The sequence below is a fragment of the Nevskiales bacterium genome (assembly GCA_035574475.1).
GTDB lineage: Bacteria > Pseudomonadota > Gammaproteobacteria > Nevskiales > DATLYR01 > DATLYR01.
Genome location: DATLYR010000189.1, coordinates 1 through 20,382 on the forward strand (window position 1 = coordinate 1; position 20,382 = coordinate 20,382).

Annotated in this window: 22 protein-coding genes; 4 read left to right on the forward strand and 18 right to left on the reverse strand. The window is 65.8% G+C overall.

What is annotated here, in order from left to right:
* Positions 1-89: 89 nt before the first annotated feature.
* The 4 genes from VNJ47_11365 to VNJ47_11380 form a co-directional block, all read right to left on the reverse strand.
* The gene (locus VNJ47_11365; GenBank protein HXG29429.1) at positions 90-566 is read right to left on the reverse strand and encodes a class I SAM-dependent methyltransferase; all 477 of its coding nucleotides are present in this window, start codon (positions 564-566) and stop codon (positions 90-92) included.
* Between the two features lie 91 nt (positions 567-657).
* Complete coding sequence (locus VNJ47_11370; GenBank protein ID HXG29430.1) at positions 658-1,761, reverse strand: glycosyltransferase family 4 protein; 1,104 nt, start codon at positions 1,759-1,761, stop codon at positions 658-660.
* A gap of 16 nt (positions 1,762-1,777) precedes the next feature.
* Positions 1,778-3,433, reverse strand: a complete 1,656-nt coding sequence (locus tag VNJ47_11375; protein HXG29431.1) for an AMP-binding protein — start codon at positions 3,431-3,433, stop codon at positions 1,778-1,780.
* A 386-nt stretch (positions 3,434-3,819) separates the two neighbouring features.
* A complete protein-coding gene (locus VNJ47_11380; GenBank protein ID HXG29432.1) occupies positions 3,820-4,365 on the reverse strand; it encodes a TetR/AcrR family transcriptional regulator in 546 nt (181 codons plus the stop codon).
* Positions 4,366-4,497: 132 nt separating this feature from the next.
* On the opposite strand from VNJ47_11380, the gene VNJ47_11385 reads away from it, so the two are divergent.
* Genes VNJ47_11385 through VNJ47_11395 form a run of 3 tightly spaced genes read left to right on the forward strand, consistent with a single transcriptional unit; the run spans position 4,498 to position 5,707 of the window.
* Positions 4,498-4,653, forward strand: a complete 156-nt coding sequence (locus tag VNJ47_11385; protein ID HXG29433.1) for an SDR family NAD(P)-dependent oxidoreductase — start codon at positions 4,498-4,500, stop codon at positions 4,651-4,653.
* Positions 4,653-4,778: a hypothetical protein gene (locus VNJ47_11390; protein HXG29434.1), complete on the forward strand. Its 126-nt coding sequence runs from the start codon at positions 4,653-4,655 to the stop codon at positions 4,776-4,778. Before VNJ47_11385 ends, VNJ47_11390 begins: the two co-directional genes overlap by 1 nt.
* Positions 4,779-4,795: 17 nt before the next feature.
* Complete coding sequence (locus tag VNJ47_11395) at positions 4,796-5,707, forward strand: alpha/beta hydrolase (GenBank protein ID HXG29435.1); 912 nt, start codon at positions 4,796-4,798, stop codon at positions 5,705-5,707.
* Between the two features lie 87 nt (positions 5,708-5,794).
* Here VNJ47_11395 and VNJ47_11400 read toward each other — a convergent pair whose 3' ends face one another.
* The 3 genes from VNJ47_11400 to VNJ47_11410 form a co-directional block, all read right to left on the reverse strand.
* Complete coding sequence (locus tag VNJ47_11400) at positions 5,795-8,041, reverse strand: acyl-CoA dehydrogenase (GenBank protein HXG29436.1); 2,247 nt, start codon at positions 8,039-8,041, stop codon at positions 5,795-5,797.
* A gap of 129 nt (positions 8,042-8,170) precedes the next feature.
* On the reverse strand, positions 8,171-10,303 hold the full coding sequence (locus VNJ47_11405; GenBank protein HXG29437.1) for a 3-hydroxyacyl-CoA dehydrogenase NAD-binding domain-containing protein: 2,133 nt from the start codon (positions 10,301-10,303) through the stop codon (positions 8,171-8,173).
* A gap of 5 nt (positions 10,304-10,308) precedes the next feature.
* Entirely contained in the window at positions 10,309-11,514 is a 1,206-nt protein-coding gene (locus tag VNJ47_11410; GenBank protein ID HXG29438.1) for an acetyl-CoA C-acetyltransferase, read from the reverse strand.
* Positions 11,515-11,772: 258 nt separating this feature from the next.
* On the opposite strand from VNJ47_11410, the gene VNJ47_11415 reads away from it, so the two are divergent.
* The gene (locus tag VNJ47_11415) at positions 11,773-12,414 is read left to right on the forward strand and encodes a TetR/AcrR family transcriptional regulator (protein HXG29439.1); all 642 of its coding nucleotides are present in this window, start codon (positions 11,773-11,775) and stop codon (positions 12,412-12,414) included.
* A gap of 40 nt (positions 12,415-12,454) precedes the next feature.
* Here VNJ47_11415 and VNJ47_11420 read toward each other — a convergent pair whose 3' ends face one another.
* The 11 genes from VNJ47_11420 to VNJ47_11470 form a co-directional block, all read right to left on the reverse strand.
* Entirely contained in the window at positions 12,455-13,468 is a 1,014-nt protein-coding gene (locus VNJ47_11420) for an NAD(P)-dependent alcohol dehydrogenase (GenBank protein HXG29440.1), read from the reverse strand.
* A gap of 62 nt (positions 13,469-13,530) precedes the next feature.
* The gene (locus VNJ47_11425; protein HXG29441.1) at positions 13,531-14,154 is read right to left on the reverse strand and encodes a DedA family protein; all 624 of its coding nucleotides are present in this window, start codon (positions 14,152-14,154) and stop codon (positions 13,531-13,533) included.
* 88 nt (positions 14,155-14,242) lie between these two features.
* Positions 14,243-15,817: a bifunctional phosphoribosylaminoimidazolecarboxamide formyltransferase/IMP cyclohydrolase gene (gene purH, locus VNJ47_11430; GenBank protein ID HXG29442.1), complete on the reverse strand. Its 1,575-nt coding sequence runs from the start codon at positions 15,815-15,817 to the stop codon at positions 14,243-14,245.
* A gap of 28 nt (positions 15,818-15,845) precedes the next feature.
* On the reverse strand, positions 15,846-16,106 hold the full coding sequence (gene fis, locus VNJ47_11435) for a DNA-binding transcriptional regulator Fis (protein HXG29443.1): 261 nt from the start codon (positions 16,104-16,106) through the stop codon (positions 15,846-15,848).
* A gap of 235 nt (positions 16,107-16,341) precedes the next feature.
* Positions 16,342-17,304, reverse strand: a complete 963-nt coding sequence (locus tag VNJ47_11440) for an AgmX/PglI C-terminal domain-containing protein (protein ID HXG29444.1) — start codon at positions 17,302-17,304, stop codon at positions 16,342-16,344.
* 2 nt (positions 17,305-17,306) lie between these two features.
* Positions 17,307-17,774 (reverse strand): biopolymer transporter ExbD, encoded by a 468-nt coding sequence (locus tag VNJ47_11445; protein HXG29445.1) that lies wholly within the window; start codon positions 17,772-17,774, stop codon positions 17,307-17,309.
* Positions 17,775-17,777: 3 nt separating this feature from the next.
* The gene (locus VNJ47_11450) at positions 17,778-18,257 is read right to left on the reverse strand and encodes a biopolymer transporter ExbD (GenBank protein HXG29446.1); all 480 of its coding nucleotides are present in this window, start codon (positions 18,255-18,257) and stop codon (positions 17,778-17,780) included.
* Positions 18,254-18,904, reverse strand: a complete 651-nt coding sequence (locus VNJ47_11455; GenBank protein HXG29447.1) for a MotA/TolQ/ExbB proton channel family protein — start codon at positions 18,902-18,904, stop codon at positions 18,254-18,256. Before VNJ47_11455 ends, VNJ47_11450 begins: the two co-directional genes overlap by 4 nt.
* A 38-nt stretch (positions 18,905-18,942) precedes the next feature.
* On the reverse strand, positions 18,943-19,227 hold the full coding sequence (locus VNJ47_11460; protein HXG29448.1) for a hypothetical protein: 285 nt from the start codon (positions 19,225-19,227) through the stop codon (positions 18,943-18,945).
* On the reverse strand, positions 19,224-19,874 hold the full coding sequence (locus tag VNJ47_11465) for a tetratricopeptide repeat protein (GenBank protein HXG29449.1): 651 nt from the start codon (positions 19,872-19,874) through the stop codon (positions 19,224-19,226). Before VNJ47_11465 ends, VNJ47_11460 begins: the two co-directional genes overlap by 4 nt.
* Positions 19,875-19,989: 115 nt before the next feature.
* On the reverse strand, positions 19,990-20,382 hold a 393-nt coding region (locus VNJ47_11470), incomplete at its 5' end, for a hypothetical protein (protein HXG29450.1).

A 20,382-nucleotide genomic window follows, 5' to 3' on the forward strand; every position in this document is an offset into this window, starting at 1 on the left:
TGAATTCCGCCATCGAAAGTCCGGGCTGAAACTGCACTCGATTCATCGCCATGGTCGTCTCCTTCAGTCGTATCCATGGCACCATCCTCTCAGCACACAGGCTCACCAGATGAGCCCGGCTGAGGTTCGTTGCTAATCAAGTAACCCTTTGTGTATACATGGCGGCGTGACTTGATGCTGTCGACGTTCGGTGTGGACAGGAAGATGTATCCACCGGGTTCGATCACTCGAGCGCATTCACGCAGAAAGTAAGAAGGGTTCTCGAGGTGTTCAATGCCTTCGATGGACACCAAGGCTTCGAACTGCGCGTCCATGAAGGGCAGGCCAGCATTGGCGTCCGCCAGAACGCGTTTGTCTTCACGGTAGTAATAAGGGTCGTTAGCCTCGATGTCCATGGCGGTTACGTCAAGGCCGGCTTCGGTCAGCATGTGGGCAAACATGCCAGAGCCGCAGGGCATTTCCAGGACTTTGCGCCCGGCTAGTGCCTGCAGGTGCTTCTGCACCAGGCGCATGACTTCTTCGTGAGTGCCTTCCGCCCCAGAAAAATCGGACCAGGTCTGTCCCATGAATCAGGGCCTCCAAAATCGGTTTCAAGGGGGGACGGTGCTAAGGATCGCCACTTTACGTCAGGCTACCGTTGTCGCCAAGCCAGTCAGATCAGCCCAAAGCATGTACGGTGCGCGCAAATTCGATTGCCATCGCGGCCGCAGAAAAGGTTTTTTTGATGCGTGCCTGCAGAAAATCCAGCCTTGGGTCGCTTGTGCGCCAATTCAGCCGTAACGCTGTCAGTTTTGCGGCCAGTTCTGCGGTGTCACTGGGTTCAAAGAGGAAGCGGTCGTCATCCAGGACTTCGCCAATTGCGCCGGTGCGACTGCATAACAGCGGCACGCCCGCCGCTAGCACCTCGATAGGCGCAAGTCCGAAGGATTCATGCCGCGAGGGGTGGACGACCAGATCGTACTGCCGCACCAGGCCCCGGAAGTCTTCAACGCGGCCCAGAAAGCGAAATCGGCTACGCCTCTGGCGTGTCAGGTATAGGTCGTTCCGTGCTGGATCCGGCTGGATCCCGGTAAAGTCGCAATCCAGCCGGAAGCTGGAATCGGAGATTTCCAGGCGATCGAGTGCCGTCACCCAATCGGCCCAGCCCTTGCGCGATACCTCCGATCCCGCGATCAAGACTCGCGCGGGGAAATTCTCGGGTCGTGGCTTTGGGGGCAGGAACTCCTCTTCCGCAAGACCTTCGCGGTATAGATGGACATGCCGGCCTCCTGACCATCCGCCAGCGGCGAGCTGGAGTTCCTTGCCCACTGCGTAAAGCGCGTCGGCACGATTACAGCCGTACTTGAAAAAATCCCTCTGAGACATGCCGGGTGTACGCAGAATGACGACAGACCGCGCACCGCACGCCGAGGCCACGGCGTGCGAGAGCAAGCTATCCTGATGGTCGTTTGCCACGATGACGCGCGGCCGCCAGCCATTCGCTTGCAACAACGTCCGGACATGGTATGCGAAACGTGCGTTGCCCCAGAGCCTGCCCTGTAGCGAACGTGACCTCGGGAAGGGCGTGACTATGTTTGCAACGGCATATTCCTGGCACCAGTCCGCGAGCCAGCCCTCTTCACCGAGCACGACGACGGGTGTGAGCGCGCGCAGGGGGGGCTGCGTGACGAGCCGCGCGAGGGAAGTCTGTGCGCCTGCACGCGTTGCACGATTCTGCAGAAAGAGGACAACGTCCGTGACCTGCATGGCGGAGTTGGCCATAGATGCTGTGTGGCGCTCAATCTTCCCAAACTACCAGTTGCTTTGATTCGAGGCACTGGTTGACCAGCCCGGCGTAGCGCTCTTCCACCGAGTGGCGCTTGATCTTCATGGTTGGCGTCAGGAAGCCGTTGTCGATGCTCCACGGCTCGCGCACCACCACAATCCCGGCGACCTCCTCGTGCGCTTCCAGCGTGGCGTTGAGCTGCTCCAGGCTGGCGGTGAGCGACTGCGTGACCTGTTCGCGCGGCAGGCTCTTGGCGTTCTCGCTCAGCACCACCAGGGCGACCGGCTGCTTCAGGCCGGCGCCGACCAGGCACAGCATCTCGATGTTCGAATTCGTCGCCAGCTTGCCCTCGATGGGCGCAGGTGCCACGTACTTGCCCTTGAGCGTCTTGAAGATGTCCTTGACGCGGCCGGTGATGAAGATGAAGCCCTCCTCGTCGATGCGGCCCTTGTCGCCGGTGTGCACCCAGCCGCCGGCCAGGGTTTCGGCGGTTTTCTCCGGCTCCTTGTAGTAGCCGGTCATCTGCGCCGGGCTGCGGGTCAGGATCTCGCCTTCCTCGGACAGCTTGACCTCGCAGCCGGGCACGGCGCGGCCGACCGAGCCGAACTTGTTCGCGTCCGGCAGGTTGACGCTGACGTAGGCGCAGTTCTCGGTCATGCCATAGCCCTGCATGATCGGGATGCCGAGCTTGTTGAACCACTCCAGCGTGGACACCGGGATCGCGGCGGCGCCGGTGATGTTGAGGCGCGAGTTCTGCAGGCCGAGCCCGGTCTTGATTTTTTTCTTGATCAGGCCGGAGATCACCGGGATCTTCAGCAGGCGGTCGAGCTTCTGCTGCGGCAGCTTCTTGAGGATGCCCTGCTGGATGCGGGTCCAGACCGCCGGCACCGCGATGAAGCGCGTCGGCGCCACCTCGGCCAGCTGCTCGGCGAATTTCTCCAGCGACTCCAGGAAGGACACCTGCGCGCCGGTGTAGATGCTGAACATCTCCACCGCGCCGCGCTCGAAGATGTGCGCCAGCGGCAGGTAGGAAAAGAGGCGCTCGTCGTCGCCGGGCCGGAGGATCTTGAGCATGCCCTGCAGCGCGAACATCACCGCCGCGCCCTTGATCTCCACGCCCTTCGGGTTGCCGGTGGTACCGGAGGTATAGACCAGCGTCCAGGGCTTCTCGGGATCGGGCACGATCTCGCCCTGCAGCGGGCGGTACTGCTGCAGCCAGTCCTCCCACTCGTAGTCGCCGGGCGCGACGTCGGGGTAGGGCATGGACACGCGCTTCACCTGCGGCGGTATGCCGTTGAGGATCGACTCCGGCTCCTGCATCGGGCCGATGAAAATCAGTTTTGCCTCGCAGTGCTTGAGGATGTAGCTGACGGCGTCGGTGGCCTGCTTGGGATACAGCCCCACGCTGACGTGGCCGGCCATGGCGATGGCCCAGTCGGCGATGAACCAGTGCGCGCAGTTGCGGCCCGCGATGGCGATGTGGCTGCCCGCGGGGAAGTTGAGCGCCTTGATCGCAGCAGCAATACGGCGCACCTGGTCGGCCACCTGCGCGAACGTGTACTCATGCCACACGCCGTTGACGGGCTGGCGCAGGTAAACCTTGCCGGGCTGGGTTTTTTCCCAGTGCCACAGCATGTCGAGCGGGGCTTTGCCGGTGACGTCTAGCATGATGAAATCCCTGGTGTTTTACACGAGCTTCGGTGGCCTCGCGGCCCCCTTGTCTGTGTTCTATATCGGGGTACGCGAGCGTACCGTTCAAACTCTAATGGACGCCGGCGTATTCGCCAAGCGAGGGTGAAGGGGTGAAGGGCGGATTATGGGGTTGGCGCGGTGGGCAAGTACCGGCCAGAAGCGGGCATTCAGAGAGAACATGAAAATGCCTTCAAAGCGGATACTTCAATGTCTCACCTCGGTCATATCCAGTCACTGGTGAACGGCAGCTTTGCTGAAACCCATATCATTCTGGGGATGAATGCGCCGTGGCGGTAGCCAGCCCCGAGCGGACATTGCAGGCGCTCGGATAGCCCCTCTCTGTGAAGGGCCTGCGGACGGACTCAGGCCGTGATCAGGTTCTTCGCCAGGGAAGAGCAGATTCGACGCTTCTCCGCATCCGACATCGGATGCGCCAATAGCCCTTCTACCGTAAAGACCCAGATCTTCACGAGCGCCTTGGCCTTCTTCCGCGGGATGCCGGCTTGGTGCATTTCGCTCTGGATGAGCATTTCGCTCAACTCGTGAAAGCGGTCGTGCCAAGCCGCGATCACGGGCGAAATCTGGATGCGGGCATGCACCGTGGCGACCAGGCGACGCGCCCGCTCCAGCTGGCGGACCACCATCAACAGGCGACTCGTCGTGTCGGTGGCGGGGGCGCGCAGGAACTCGGCCATGCCGCTTTCCAACTCCGCGTCCAGCACTGCGACGAGCAGCTCGTCCTTGTCCCGGAAGTACCAGTAGATGGTGTTGGGCGCGACGCCGGCGGCGGCCGCAATCGACGCCATCGAGGTCGCCTCGTATCCCGTCTCGAGGAAGAGGGTCCGGGCGGCGCCGACGATCTCGCTGCGCTTCTCGGCGGAGTCCTGCTGAATTTTGTTACGCGGCATTTCGAAAGGCTTACGGTTGGCTGAAGTGCCACTGTGTAGTGATTCTATGGTCTCTTGAATGTAACTCAAGAAACTGGTAACGTCTCTTGATCGTTAATCAAGAAACCCCGAAGCATCTCGCTTCCTGAACCCATGAAGACCCGAAATGCATTGATCACCGGTGCCTCGGCCGGCATCGGCGCCGCGTTCGCACGCCACCTGGCCAGCGAAGGCTACGGCCTGTATCTCGTCGCCCGCCGCGCAGAGCGGCTGGAGGGCCTGGCGTGCGCGAAGGCTGATCGGCCGTGATGGCGGGCAAACCCACCTGCGTCCCGGGCACGGTCAACAAGCTCATGACGAGCATCATGCGACCGATTCCGCTCGGCCTGCAGTACCAGTTGGGCAAGCGTCTGAATCCCTTCAAGCAGCACTGATCCAGCCTTCTCATCCCATGCAAGTCCGATCCGCGAAGACCTCCTTCCAAAGCGCCGGCGTGCGTTGCTCCGCCACCCTGCACCTGCCGGAAGGCGCGGGTCCGTTCCCCGCCATCCTGATGGTCCATGGCTGGGGTGGCGTGCAGGACGCCCTGACGCTGCCGTTCTATGCGCCGTTCAACGAGGCGGGCTTCGCGGTCATGACCTTCGATTACGCCGGCTGGGGCCAAAGCGACGGTACGCCGCGTAACCTCATCAATCCGTGGCACCGCGAGCGCGATGTGGAGAACGCGTTGCAACACCTGCGTGAACAAACTCAGATTGACCCCAGCCGCATCGTGCTGTGGGGCACCTCGTTCGGTGGCGGTCACGTGGTCCGGCTCGCCGCGCGACACCCGGAACTGCTCGGCGCCATTGCCCAAGTCCCGATGCTCGATGGGATGGCCGCCGTGAAGGCAGTCCCCCCGCTGCGCCTGTTGCGCTTTGGCTTGTGCGGATTAATGGACCTGTTGCGCGGCAATGATCCGATCTACCTTCCGGTGGTGGGCAGCGAGGGTGAATGGTCGAGCATGGATCGCGACGGCGCTGCGCTTGCCATGCAGAAAGGTCAGCAGGCGATGATCGAAAGTCTCGGCCCGGAGGCTCCCCCGTACGACAACCGCGTGGCCGCCCGTTCGCTGCTGACGATGGGCCTGTACCGCCCGTTCAAGAGCCTGAAGGACGTCACGATCCCGCTGCTGATCGTGGGAGCCACGCGCGACACCGTTGCGCCGTTCGTGGAGAAGCGGATCCGTGAACTGAACAATCCCAGGATCCGGATCCAGATCCTCGACGCCAATCACTTCGACCCGTATTTCGAGCCTGCACTATCCCGAAATCTCGGCTACCAGCTGGATTTCTTGAAAGGCCTCTCGACGGCAAAGCGCTGAGTTGAGTACGACCCAGACCTTCCCACCGACAAGAAAAAGGGCAGGCCGGTTTACCGGCCTGCCCTTTTTTGTACGGCAACTGCCTGATCAGGCGTTGGCGACGCGGCGCTCCGGCAGCGGCTCGGCTTCTATGCCGAAGAACTGCTCCTTCGTGAACACGTCCACCTCGATGGCTTCGAGGCGCGCGGCCAGCGCGCTCTTCACCAGACGCGCTTCCTCGGCCGTGATCACGCCCTTGGCCTGGGCGACGTCGGCCAGGCTGTCGGCCGCGCCTTTCGGCAGGCTGCGGCTGCGCTGCGCGGCGGCGATCTTGTCGAGCACCGGCTGCGCCTCGGTCACCAGGCGGAAGGCCTTGAGCAGGCGGCCGGCGCCGACAGTGTGCTCGGCCGGCGCGAACACGCCCTCGGACAGGCGCTGGAACTGCGCGTTGTAGCTCTGGATGGTCAGCGCGGCGGCGCGGCTCTCGGCATCGCCCGGCAGGGTGCCGACCGGGTTCAGCCGCAGCCACAGCGCGCCGACGCTGCGCATCAGCCCGCCCAGCAGCGGCGCGTCGAAGTTGGCGTAGATGCCTTCGAAGGCCTTCTGCACCTGGGCCAACGCATACTGCACGGAGTAATGCACCAGCGGCAGATCCTCGCTGCGGCGGCCCTCGGCCTCAAAGCGGCGCAGGGCGGAGAAGCCGAGGAACATCCAGGCCACGGCATCGGCGTAGCGGCCGGTCAGCTTGCCGCGCGCCTTGAGCTTGCCGCCGATGGTGAACATCGCCATGTCGGTGAGGAAGCCGAAGCGCGCCGCGGCCCAGCCGAGGCGGCGGTAGTACTTCGCCGTCGGGCCGGACACCGGCACGCTCACGGTCCAGCCGCGGGTCAGGCCGCGCACCGTGGTGCGCAGCAGGCCCATGACCACGTGGCCGAGCCAGCCGAGCAGGTTGCGGCGGAACTTGGCGACGTCGTTCTCCTCTACGCCCTTGACCACGTTCAGCGCGTAGGGATGGCAGCGCGTGGCGCCCTGGCCGAAGATCATGAGCGTGCGCGTCATGATGTTGGCGCCCTCGACCGTGATCGCCACCGGCGCCGCGGTATAACCGCGGCCGACGATGTTATTGGGGCCCTGCATCACGCCGGCGCCGGAGAACACGTCCATGGCGTCGATCGCCAGCTCGCGCGCCAGCTCGGTGGTATAGGCCTTGAGAATGGCGGAGACGACCGGCGGCTGCTGGCCACTGTCCACCGCCGAGCAGCTGTACACGCGCGCGGCCTCGCTCAGGTAGGTGAGCGCCGCGACCTTGCCGACTTTCTCCTCGACACCTTCCATGCGGCCGATCGGGATGCCGAACTGCTGGCGCACCATCGAGTAGGCGCCGGTGGCGGCCATCGCCGCCTTCATGCCGCCGACCGCGCCCGCGGGCAGCGAGACCGCACGGCCGCCGGCGAGCTGCTCCATCAGCATCTTCCAGCCCAGGCCGGCGTAGGTCGGGCCGCCGATGATGTTGTCCACCGGCACGACCACGTCCTTGCCGATGAGCGGGCCGTTGTAGAAGGCCTCGCCGATGGGCTCGTGGTGGTCGCCGTTGGAAAAGCCCGGCGTACCCTTGTGCACCAGCACGACGGTGATGCCGGGGTGCTCGCCCTTGCCGAGCAGGTTGTCGGGATCGTGCAGCGTGCAGGCGATCGAGCAGAGATTGGCGATCGGTGCGAGCGTGATGTAGCGCTTGCGGAAGTTGAGCTTGAGCTTGACCTGGCCGTCGCTGTCCTTGAACACCAGGCCTTCGGCCTTGATCGAGGCGGCGTCGGAGCCGGCGGTCGGCTCGGTCAGGCCGAAGCAGGGCACGTACTCACCGCGCGCCAGCCGCGGCAGGTAATGGTCCTTCTGCGCCTGGGTGCCGTAATGCACGATCAACTCGGCGGCGCCGAGCGAGTTGGGGATCACCACCAGCGTGCCGACGGTGACGGAGTAGGGCGAGAGCTTGGCCATCACGCTGGACTTGCCGAGCGTAGAGAAGTCCAGGCCGCCGTATTCCTTCGGCACGTTCATGCCCATGAAGCCGTGTTTCTTGATGAACTCGACGATGGGTTCGGGTATGACGTGGGTGCGCGCGATCTCCTCGCGGTCGATCATGCGGCACAGTTCTTCCGTCGGGCCATCGAGGAAGGCCTGCTCCTCGGGCGGCAGGCGGTTGTAGGCCTCGGCCAGCATCTTCTTGAAGTCGGGGTTGCCGCCGAAGAACTCGCCGTCCACCCACACGGTGCCGGCCTCCAGTGCCTGGCGCTCGGTGTCGGAAATCTGCGGCAGGATCTTGTTGGCCTGCATCCACTTCATCAGCATCGCGAACATGGTTACGTCCTCAGTGGAATGAAAATCCGGTTTGTCCGTCAACCCGGCGGAGGCCGGTGTCCAGTGTCTTCAAAGTCACTGGATTCCGGCTTTCGCCGGAATGACGGGAAAAATTGATCAGCGCCGCCATTAACTGAAGGTCTCGCCGCTGGCGGCCATCTTCTCCAGCAGCTTGGCGGGACGGAAGCGCTCGCCGTACCTGTCGGCCAGCTCGTGGCAGCGGGCGACGAAGCGTTTCACGCCATAGGCGTTGATGAACTGCAGCGCGCCGCCGTGGTGGGCGGCAAATCCAATCCCGAAGACCGAGCCGATGTTGGCGTCGGCGACCTTCATCAGCACGCCTTCCTCGAAGCAGCGCGCGGTTTCGTTGGCCTGGATCAGCATCATGCGGTCCTGCATTTCCTGCTCGGAGAGCGGCTTTTTCGCCGGCTTGAAGTGCTCGGCCAGGCCGGGCCACAGGAATTTCTGGCCGCCCGCAGGGTACTCGTAGAACCCCTTGCCGGCCTTCTTGCCGGGGCGGTCCAGCTCCTTGACCATCTTACGGATGACCTTCTCGGCCGGATGCGGCTTGTACTCGCGGCCTTCGGCCTTAAAGTCCTTGCGCGTCTGGTCCATGATGTGCAGCGACAGCGACAGCGAGACCTCGTCGTTGAGCGCCAGCGGGCCTACCGGCATGCCGGCCTTGATGCCGGCCATCTCGATCGCGCGCGGGTTCTGGCCTTCCGCCAGCAAGGTCACGCCCTCCATCACGTAGGTCGAGAACACGCGCGAGGTGAAGAAGCCGCGCGAGTCGTTCACGACGATCGGCGTCTTTCTGATCTGCTGTACGTAGTCGAAGCCGCGCGCCAGCGTTTCCGGCGAGGTCTCCTTGCCCAGGATGATCTCGACCAGCGGCATCTTGTCCACCGGCGAGAAGAAGTGCAGGCCGATGAAGTTTTTGGGCCGGCTGCTAGCCTGGGCCAGGCCGGTGATCGGCAGGGTGGAAGTGTTGGAAGCAAAGACCGCGTCCGCAGCGATGACCTTTTCGGCCTTTTTCGTCACGTCGGCCTTGATCTTGCGGTCCTCGAACACGGCCTCGATGACCAGGTCGCAGCCTTCCAGGTCCCTGTATTCCGTGGTCGGCTTGATGCGTGCCAGCAGTTCGTCTTTCTGCTGCGGGGTGGCGCGGCCCTTCTTGATGGCCTTGTCGAGCAGGCCGGCGGAATAGGCCTTGCCCTTTTCGGCGGCCTCCTGCGTGGTATCGAGCAGCACCACCTCGATGCCGGCCTTCGCCGAGACATAGGCAATCCCGGCGCCCATCATGCCCGCGCCGAGCATGCCGAGCTTTTTGACCTGGCGCTTCTCGTAGCCCTGCGGGCGCGACTCGCCCTTGTTGAGCTTGTTGAGCTGGAACCAGAAGGTGCCGATCATGTTCTTCGACACCTGCGACACCACGCAGTTGGCGAAGTAGCGGCTCTCGGTCCTGCAGCCGGTGTCGAAGTCTGTGATGCCACCCTCGAACACACTCGACAGGATATTGAGCGGCGCCGGGTAGTTGCCATGCGTTTTCTGGTTGAGCATGGACGGCGCGATCGCCAGCATCTGCACGTTGGCCGGCGACCTGGAATCGCCGCCCGGCCACTTGAAGTCTTTGCGGTCCCAGGGCTGCAGCGGCTTCGGGTTGGCGGCGATCCAGGCGCGCGCCTTGGCCATCATGTCGGCGGCGTCGGTGGCCAGCTCGTTGATGATGCCGAGGCCCTTGGCCTTCTCCGGCGAGAGTTCCTTGCCTTCCAGCATCAGCGGCAGCGCCTGCTGGATGCCGATCAGGCGCGGCAAACGCTGGGTGCCGCCACCGCCCGGCAGCAGGCCCAGCTTCACTTCCGGCAGGCCGAACTTGGCCTTGGGATTGTTGATCGCGACGCGGTAATGGCAGCCCAGCGCCATTTCCAGCCCGCCGCCGAGCGCGGTGCCGTTGAGCGCCGCGACCACCGGCCGGCCGCAGGTCTCCAGCCGCCGCAGGAAGGCCTTGAAGGCCTCGGACATGGCGAAGGCCTCGGCGGGGTCGGTGATGGCGAACACCTTCTCGATGTCCGCGCCGGCCAGGAATTCCTTCTTGCCCGAGGTGATGATCACGCCCTTGATCGAGGCATCGCCCTCGATTTTCTGGATGGCGTCGGCAAAGGGCTGGGTGAGTTCCTCGTTCAGCACGTTCATGCTGCGGCCGGGCATGTCCAGCGTCAGCGTGACGATACCCTCGGCGTCCTTCTCGAACTTTACGCTCATGGTGTTCAGACCCTTTCGATGATCGTGGCGATGCCCATGCCGCCGCCGACGCACAGCGAGATCAGGGCGGTGGACTTGTCCTGGCGCTCGAGCTCGTCCAGCGCGGTGCCGAGGATGATGGCGCCGGTGGCGCCCAGCGGATGGCCCATGGCGATAGCGCCGCCGTTGACGTTGACCCTGGCCGGGTCGATGTCGAGCGCGCGCTGCGCTTTCAGCACCACCGCGGCGAAGGCCTCATTGATCTCGAACAGGTCGATGTCCTTCGTCTTCATGCGCGCCTTCTTGAGCGCCTTCTGCGAGGCCGGCGCGATGCCGGTCAGCATGATGGTGGGTTCGCTGCCGGTGACGGCACAGGCCCGGATGCGGGCGCGGGGCTTGAGTCCCAGCGCCTTGCCGATCCTGTCGTTGCCGACGAGCACCAGCGCGGCGCCATCCACGATGCCGGAGGAATTGCCGGCATGGTGTACGTGGTTGATTCTCTCGACCGTGGTGTATTTGAACAGGGCCGTTGCGTCGAAGCCCATCTGGCCCATCTGCTCGAAGGAGGGCTTGAGCGTAGCCAGGCCTTCCAGCGTGGTGTCCGGGCGGATGAATTCGTCGTGGTCGAGCACCACCATGCCGTTGAGGTCCCGCACCGGCACCAGCGACTTGCTGAAGCGGCCTTCGGTGCGGGCGCGCGCGGCCTTCTGCTGCGACTCGAGCGCAAAGCGGTCCACGTCCGTGCGCGAGAAGCCCTCCAGCGTGGCGATCAGGTCGGCGCCGATGCCCTGTGGGGCGAAGCCCATGTGGCTGTTGACGCGCGGGTCCATGACCATGGCGCCGCCGTCCATGCCCATCGGCCAGCGCGACATGCTCTCGACGCCGCCGCCGACCACCAGATCCTCCTGGCCGGACATGACCTTCATCGCCGCGAGATTGACCGACTCCAGGCCCGAGGCGCAGAAGCGGCTCTGGGTGACGCCGGCCACCGACTGGTCCCAGTCGGCGTAGAGCACCGCCGTGCGCGCGATGTCGGCGCCCTGTTCGCCGACCGGCGTCACGCAGCCAATCACCACGTCGTCCACGCGGCTGGTGTCGAGCCGGTTGCGCTCGCGCAGCGCGTCGAGCAGGTTCTTGAGCAGGTGGACCGGGGTCACGCCATGCAGCGTGCCGTCCTTCTTGCCCTTGCCGCGCGGCGTGCGCACCGCGTCATAGATATAGGCCTGTGTCATGGGAATACCGTGCTGTGGTGAACCGGGAGCCGGCGCCACCATACGGTAAGAGGCTTTACTGTATGGCCGATACGCTGGCGTATGTTCGAGCCTGAAACTAGACCATGCGCCGGCAAAATGCAATGGCCGCCTAGCCCGGTATTGCCATAGATATTCCAGTATATCGACGCAGGCGACGCCCAAAGCGGGCGCTTGCAATCGCCCGCGGCCAGCCGATAATGTGCGTTACCGCAATCTCTGGAAACGACGAGCCCCGACATGACTGCCGCCAGCGCCACGGCCGCGCTCCGACCGCTTCGCGAGATGGATCCGGACACGCGCCGGCGCATCGAGAACGCCGTGCTCGAGATCTTTTCGCAGCGCGAGTTCCACAAGGTCAGCCTGATCGAGATCGCCACCGCGGCCAACGTCAGCCTGCAGACCATCTACAAGTACTACGGCAGCAAGGAGGCGCTGCTGTTCAACAGCCTCGACACCTGGCTCGGCCAGCTGGCCGGCCGCATGATGGATCACCTGCAGGGCATCGAGACCTACAAGGACCGCCTGCGCAAGGTGTTCTGGCTGGCGCTGGACTTCTTTGACAAGAACCCCAAGGTCGCGCAGCTGATCATGAGCTCGGTGTATCTCAATACCTGGCAGAAGGAGCCGACCTTCCAGCAGCCGGAGCTGTTCGGCCTGTTCCTGCGCGTGCTGGGCGAGGGGCGCGCCAAGGGCATCCTGACCGACGAGGTCGAGGAAAAAGTGCTGCTGGACTTCATCTTCGGCATCACCAGCCGCATGGTGTTCATGTGGATCACGCGCGGCGAGCATGCCCAGCGCCGCCTCACCGACCAGGCCAACGTCTGGTTCGAGATGCTCTGGCGCGCAATCGCGAAGCCAACATCAGCCGCGCGCGGCTGATGTCGCCCCGGCGAAAGCCGGGGCCCAGTGACTTATCCGCCTACCGATCCAGCACGATGCGATAGCGCGCCTTGCCCTCGCGGAGCCGGGCCATCGCCTCGTTGGCCCGTGCCATCGGGAAATGCTCGACCACCGGCGCGATGCGGTGGCGGGCGCAGAACTCCAGCATCTGCAGGGTGCGTAGCGGACTGCCGGTAGGCGAGGAGGACAGGGAACGCTGGCCGCCCATCAGGCCGAAGGTCGAGACCGGAATGGGTTCCAGCACGGCGCCAACCACATGCAGGCGCCCGTGTGGCGCCAGCGCGCCGATATAGGCGCCCCATTCCAGCGTCACATTCGAGGTCACCAGGATGAAATCCAGGCTGCGCGCGAGTTTCTTCAGGCCGGCCTTGTCGGTGCTGCTGACGGTGTGATGCGCGCCGAGCTTGAGCGCCTCCGCGTGCTTGGCCTCACTGGAGGTGAAGGCCGTCACCTCGCAGCCCCAGGCGCGCAGGAACATCAGCGCCATGTGGCCGAGTCCGCCGATGCCGACCACGCCGACGCGGTCCAGCGGCTTCACGCCGAAATCCACGATCGGCTGGAAAACGGTGATGCCGCCGCAGAACAGCGGTCCGGCGGCGGAAGTGTCCACCCCCTCCGGCAGGCGGATGGCCCAGCTCCAGTGGCAGCGCACGCGCTCGGCGAAACCTCCGTGGCGCTTGACGATCGTTTCCTCCTTGTCGCGGCACAGGTGCGGGTCGCCGCCGAGGCACTGCCGGCAGTGCTGGCAGCTGCCGGAGATCCAGCCCAGCCCGACGCGCTCGCCGACCCGCAGGCCCTTGACCTGCTCGCCGGCGGCGGCCACGCGGCCCACGACCTCATGGCCGGGCACGAAGGGATAGGCGGTGTTCCGCCACTCGTTGTCGAGCATGGACAGGTCGGAGTGGCAGATGCCGCAGTGCTCGACCTCGATCTCGACCTGCTCGGCGCCGAGCGGGCCGGGCTCGTACTCGAAGGCTTCCAGCGGGCCGCCGGGGCGCGTGGCGGCGTAGGCGCGGATGCGGCTCTGGGACATGGGGGGCCTCCCTTGCGGCGATGGCTGCCTACCTTAGCGCAGGCCGGGTGCCAGGTCAGGCGTCAGCGCCCGTTCTTCTGCATGTAACGGTGGACGAAGAAGTAGTACAGCCCGCCGAGCACCACGAACGCGCCGACCAGCCACAGGGTGATGCGGTGCAGGCTGCCGGCCATCAGCTCGGCGTCGTTGCCGGCGACGATGCCGACATGGGTCAGCACCGCGCACCAGATCGCCGAGCCGAGCAGGGTGTAGATCGAGTACAGCAGGAAATTCATGCGCACGATGCCGAAGGGGATGCCGACCAGATGGCGCACCACCGGCAGCAGACGCGAGACGAACACCCCGGCCGGGCCGTAATGACGGGCCCAGCGCTCCGCCGCTTCGACCTTCTCGCGTGGCAGCAGGACGTAATGTCCGTAGCGCAGCACCAGCGGGCGGCCGATCAGGCGCGCGCCCCAGTACATGACCGTGGCGCCGATCCAGGAGCCAACGGTGCCGGCGATGACGATGCCGATGAAGCTGAAGCGCCCTTCCGCGATGAGCAGCGCGGCCGGCGGGATGACCAGCTCGCTGGGCAGCGGCACGAAGGAGCTCTCGACCGCCATGAGCAGCGCGATCAGCGGATAGCCGCCGGCATCCAGCGCCGCCAGGTACCAGTCGATGAGGTCCTTCAGCAGCTCACGCATGTTCTTATCTCGTAGGAGCGCGCCCTGTGCGCGACATTCCAGGGGTCGCCAGCATGGCTCTGACTCCTGCCAGGACGCGCATCGGGGATCAGTGCCGGAAGTGTCGCATGCCGGTAAACACCATCGCCATGCCATGCTCGTCGGCCGCGGCGATGACCTCGGGGTCGCGCAGTGAGCCGCCCGGTTGGATGACCGCGGTGATCCCGGCCGCGGCCGCGGCATCGATGCCGTCGCGGAAGGGGAAGAAGGCGTCCGAGGCCATGACCGAACCCTTGACCTCGAGCTTCTCGTCCGCAGCCTTGATGCCGGCGATGCGGGCCGAGTACACGCGGCTCATCTGGCCGGCGCCGATACCGATGGTCTGGCGGTTCTTCGCGTAAACAATCGCGTTGGACTTGACGTACTTGGCCACTTTCCAGGCGAAGATCAGGTCGTGCAGCTCCGCTTCGGTCGGCGCGCGCTGCGTAACGACCTTCAGATCGGTCTCGGTAATCATGCCGATGTCGCTGTCCTGTACCAGCAGCCCGCCGGCCACACGCTTGAAATCGAGCGTGGCGGGGCGCGCGTCCGTCCATGCGCCGCATTCCAGCAGGCGCACGTTCTGTTTGGCGGCCACGGCCTGGCGCGCGGCCTCGCTGACCTTCGGCGCGATGATCACCTCCACGAACTGGCGGTCCACGATCGCCTTGGCGGTCGCGCCGTCCAGCTCGCGGTTGAAGGCGATGATGCCGCCGAAGGCCGAGGTCGGGTCGGTCTGGTAGGCGAGGTCGTAGGCCTTGCCGATGCCCTCCGGCGACACCGCCACGCCGCAGGGATTGGCGTGCTTGACGATCACGCAGGCGGGCTTGACGAAGGACTTCACGCACTCCAGCGCGGCGTCCGTGTCGGCCACGTTGTTGTAAGACAGTGCCTTGCCCTGCAGCTGGCGCGCGCTGGCGACGGTGCCGGCGGGCGGCGCATGCTCGACGTAGAACGCCGCCTTCTGGTGCGGGTTCTCGCCGTAGCGCATGTCCTGCGCCTTGATGAACTGTAGGTTGAGCGTGCGCGGGAAGTCTTCGCGGGCGCCATCCTTGCGTAATGCGCCGAGCCAGTTGGCGATGGCGCCGTCGTAGCGCGCGGTGTGCTCGAAGACCTTGGTGGCGAGCTCGCGGCGCGTGGCCTCGGTGACGCCGCCGTGCTGCTCCAGCTCGGCCAGCACGCGCGCGTAGTCGGCCGCGTCCACCACCACGGTGACGTCGGCATGGTTCTTGGCCGCCGCGCGCAGCAGGGTTGGCCCGCCGATGTCGATGTTCTCGATCGCGTCCTCGAGCGTGCAGCCGGGCTTGGCGACCGTGGCCTCGAAGGGATAGAGATTGACCGCGATCAGATCGATCGGCTCGATGCCCTGCTGCCGCATCACGGCGTCATCCGTGCCGCGGCGGCCGAGGATGCCGCCGTGGATCTTCGGGTGCAGGGTCTTGACGCGGCCGTCCATGATCTCGGGCGAGCCGGTGAAGTCGGAGACTTCCGTGACGGCGATGCCGGCCTGCGCCAGCAGCTTCGCCGTGCCGCCGGTCGAGAGGATGTGCACCCCGAGCGCGGCCAGGGCGCGCGCAAGATCCACCACGCCGCTCTTGTCGGAAACGCTGATCAGCGCGCGGCGAATGGGGCGTGGATTCGTCATCCGTCAGCCTCGGGCCAGTAAGCAGCGCTTACGCGTCGAGGCCGTAGGTCTTGAGTTTCTTGCGCAGGGTGCCGCGGTTGATGCCGAGGATCTCGGCCGCGCGCGACTGGTTGCCCTCGCTATAGCGCATGACCGCTTCGAGCAGCGGCTCCTCCACCTGCTCCAGCACCATGTCGTACAACCGGTTGGGGCGATGGCCGTTCAGCGCGCGGAAGTATTGGTCCAGGCTGTCGCTCACGTGGCGGCGCAGGGCGCCGTCGCCGGGTTTGCGGTTGCTTTTCGGGCTCATGCGCAAAGAATTTTTCTAATAAGGTTCCTGGTCAAGCCGAGCTTCGTGGTGATGCCGCGAAGGGCTTCCTCCGGTTCCCGCCCGCAGCGCGTGCGTGGCGCGCCTTTCCGAGGGGGAGGCGATCATAGCCGCAAAGTTTCCAAGGGGGAAGTGCTTGCGGCGGGACTGGGATTGTGCTTGCAAGAGGCATTCCAGCTCTAGCAGAAATCCGCTGCGGCCTGCGGCGCCGTTCAGCTTAGCGGGGATAAAAACGCAGCGGGTTGACGACGGTGATCGCGGGCACGTCCTCGGGGCCGAAGTCCAGCAGCAGGATGCGGCTGACCAGCTTGGCTTCCAGTTCCGGATCGCGCAGTTCGCTGGAGACGACGCGGCAGGCGGATACCTTGCCGGAGGGCTGAATGGTGAGCTCGAACACCACCGCGCCCTGCAGACCGGGGTTCTGGCGCAGCGCGCGCTGGTAGAGCGACTCGAACGCGGCCTTGTTGCGGTCGAACACCAGCTGGATGCTCTCGCTGCTGCGCTTGGGCTGGTAGGTGCCCTGGCCGCCGGTACCGCCGCCGCTGCCGCCTCCGGTGCCGCCGCTGCCCTGGGGCCCACCGCGGCCGATGCTGCCGCCGGTGCCGCCCTCGCGCAGCGTGGTGCCGCCGGCATTGGCCTGGCCGACACCGCTGATGGAAATGCCGCCGCTGCCCTGTTCGGCACCCGCGACCAGTAGTTCAGGATTGTCGCTGGGCTTGGCGCTGACCGCGCCGATCAGCGGGCGCTCGCTCTGGATGCTGGTCAGTACGGCGCTGTTCTGCAGCGCGGCGAGTTCGTGCGCGGCGCTGAGTACGCCGGTCCGTGCCGCACGCTCGCGCGCCGCCTGCGCAGAGGGGGCCTGCCGCGGTGTCGGCTGCTGGGCCGGCGCTGCACTGGTGGCCGGTTGCGGCTGGACCGGTTTCGGCTGCGGTGTTTCGCCGCCACCGAGGGGCCGCGGCGGCGGTGGTGGCGGCGGCCGCGGGATCAGCGCCAGCTTGACCACCGGCGCCGGGTCGTCGGCCGGCTCGAGCGGTTCCAGGAATACCGGCAGGTGCGGCACGACCGCGGCCAGCAGCATGACCAGGCCGAGCGCCGCAGTCTGGATGCGGACGTAGCGGCCCTCGTCGTCGGCGCGGCGCGACCAGGGCAGCAGGGTCGGGGAGTGCAGCGCCGCCAGCATGTTCAGCGCTCGCGCCGGATGACCGCCAGGGCGATCTGGTCGTACTGCGCCTGGCTGCAACTGAGCATCACCTTGCGCAGCAGTTCATAGGGAATGCCGCGGTCGCCCATGATGGTCACGCGCCGGGCCTCGCCTTCGCGCGTCAGCTGCGCCAGCGCGGCCTGCAGCGCCGGGATGTTCTGCTCGGGACTGCGCTCCACGGCCGTGCGTTCGGCGATGCGCTCGCCTTGCAGCAGAATCTCGGTGGGCGTGACCATCACCACTGGGCTGGGCTCGGTGCGCTGCTCGGCCGCCGATTGCGGCAGCACGATGCCGCGCGGGCTGGGCAGCACCTCGACCTCGCCGGCGTTCACCAGCAGGAAGAACACCAGGATGGTGAAGATGTCCATCAGCGAGACCAGGTTCAGCTCCGGTGCGCGCGTGCGGGCGCGCTCCAGGCGGCGGACACGGCGCGAGGTGGTCAGCGCCATGACTCAGCCCCGTGGCGGGGCATCGCCCACGGCGATGTCGGTGAACAGGGGTGACGGCACATTGCCGGTCCCGGTGCGCAGCGCATCCATGACCTGCACCAGGGTGTCGTAGTCGGTGTCCGGCTCCAGCAGCACCGTGGCAGCGGTGGCGGCCGGGTGCCGATCCTTGAGCGCCTGCGCGAGCCGGTTGAGCGCGGCGTAGTCGAAGCCGCTTGCGGTACGAGGCAGCGTCTGCAACGGCTGGCCGTTGCTGTCCACGACCTCGATACCGCTGCTGCGTACCGTGACGATCAGCTCGAAGCGGTCGTCATCCGGGCTGATGGCGGCGCTGGGCGAGGGCAGATTGAGCTGCAGGATGGCCATGCGCGAGAACACGGCCGTGATCAGCAGGAACGGCACCAGCACCACCATCAGGTTCATGAAGGCGGTGATGTTGAGTTCGGCCACGTCCTTGCGGCGCAGCCGGCGCCAGCGACGGATCATCCGGCAGCATCCCCGCCGTCGCGCAGCTGCATCAGGTTGAGGAACTTGATCGAGGCCATCTCCAGGCTGTCCACCACCTCGCTGGTCACCGATTGCAGCCAGGCGTGGATCAGCAGCAGGGGGATCGCGACCATCAGGCCGAAGGCGGTGGTATTCATCGCCACCGAGATGCTCGCCGAGAGCAGGTCGGCCTTCTCCACCGGGTTGACGCTGGCGATGGCGGTGAAGGCCTGGATCAGGCCGATGATGGTGCCGAGCAGACCGAGCAGGGTGGCGACATTGGCCAGCGTGGCCAGGTAATGCGTGCGGCGTTCCAGCTCTGGGATGGTCTCCATCAGGCTTTCTTCCAGCGCCATCTCGACGTCCTCTCGGCGGCGCGCGCTGCGCAGGCGCGACAGGCCGTGGCTCATGATGCGGCCGATGGCTGTGTTCGACTCGGCGGCGAGGCTCGACGCCTGCTCGTATTCATTGCGGCCGAGCAGGACCAGCAGCTTCTCCCACAGCTCGCGGTTGGTCTGGCGGGCATTGTTGAGATAGATGAAGCGCTCGATCGCGATCGCCAGGCCGAAGCCCAGCGCGATCGCGATCGGGACCATCCAAAAGCCGCCGCTCTGGAAGAAATGCACGATGGCGTTATAGGTCTGCATGTCAGGCTCGCGTCGGTGGAAAGCAGGGGTGAACGAATTTAGGGTTGGCTGGACTGGTAGATCGACAGCTCGCGTCGGAACACTTCCGGATCGATCGGCTCCAGCGGCACGTCCAGCAGCTGGGTCGGGCCCTCGCGCACTTCGCCGGGCGTGCTCGGTCGCCAGGGCACGATGTCCAGTCCGATCGGCAGCTCGCGGTTGCCGACCACGTCGGCGCCCGGCAACTCGACCGGCGTGCCGGATTTGTCCGTCGTCGCCGGTTCGGCCGCGGCCGGGCCGGCCAATGCCAGCAGGAACAGCAGGGAGAATGTGTTGCGCATCATGGCTTGCCCGTGGCGCTGCTGCGTTGCTTCAGGTCGGCGATCCAGACCGCGACGCGCGCGCCGTCGGCCGGGGCCAGCTGCCGGTACTGCTCGTAATGCTGGAGTGCCAGTGCCGGCTGCTTGAGGTGCACATCATACAAAACGCCCAGGTTCAGGTGGGCGTAGGCGTAGTCCGGCGACACCGCCAGCGCGGCACGGTAGGCCTGTTCCGCCGCCCGCAGTTCGCCGGCCTCGCGCAGCAGGATGCCGAGCTGGTTCTGCGCCGGTGCGCTGTTCGGGTTCAGGGCCAGGCCCTTGCGCAGCGCCTCGATCGCCTGCGCACGGCGCTGCGTGCGCGCGTACAGGATGCCGAGGTTGAGCCAGGGGCCGGACAGTTGCGGCTGGCGCCGGGTCAGCTCGGACAGTAGCGGCTCGGCCTGGGTGTAGTCGCGCGCCTGCATGAGTTCCAGCGCGCGGCGGAATTCCGCCTCGGTCGGGTCGGCGGCCGGCGTGGCGGGTTTCGCTGCGCCGGGTTTGGCGGCCGCGGCGGTGGCCACCGGCTTCTGTGCAGAAGCGGCGGGCCTGGTGTTGCCGGCGCCGCCGAAGGGACAGCCGGCGAGCAGCAGGGCGAGCAGGGTTATCGAGATCGCGAACGGTAGTGGTCCCATGAAATCGTCACCCCGGCGGCCTTCAAAGCTTGCCCCGGCGAAAGCCGTGGGCGGGGTCCAGTGCCTGCAAAAAGTCACTGGATTCCGGCTTTCGCCGGAATGTCTGCAAGGGTGATTAGCGCAGCGCCTGGACAAGGTCGTCTCCCTTCTCGAGCTTGGCGTAGCGGGCCGGCGCCAGCTGCGCCAGCGCGTCGAGGCTGCGCTGCACCCAGGCGTCATACACGCCGTTCGCTGCGCGCCGGATGTTGGTTTCGTGGATCTCGATGGCTTTCTCCTCGAACGGGAAGGCCTGCTCTTCGAGCAGTACGTCGTACTGCGCCAGTTCCTCGGCGGACAGCCCGCGCGGGCGTGGCGAATCGAGCAGGGCCCGGCTGAGCTCGAAGTACAGCTCGCCCAGCCGGCAGGTGGCGGCGGTGAGCACCTCGGCCACGCCGTAGTCGGCCGCGCGACCGTAAGCCGCCAGCGCCTTCTCCATCTGCGCCTTCTTGGCGCGCAGGCTGGCGTCCAG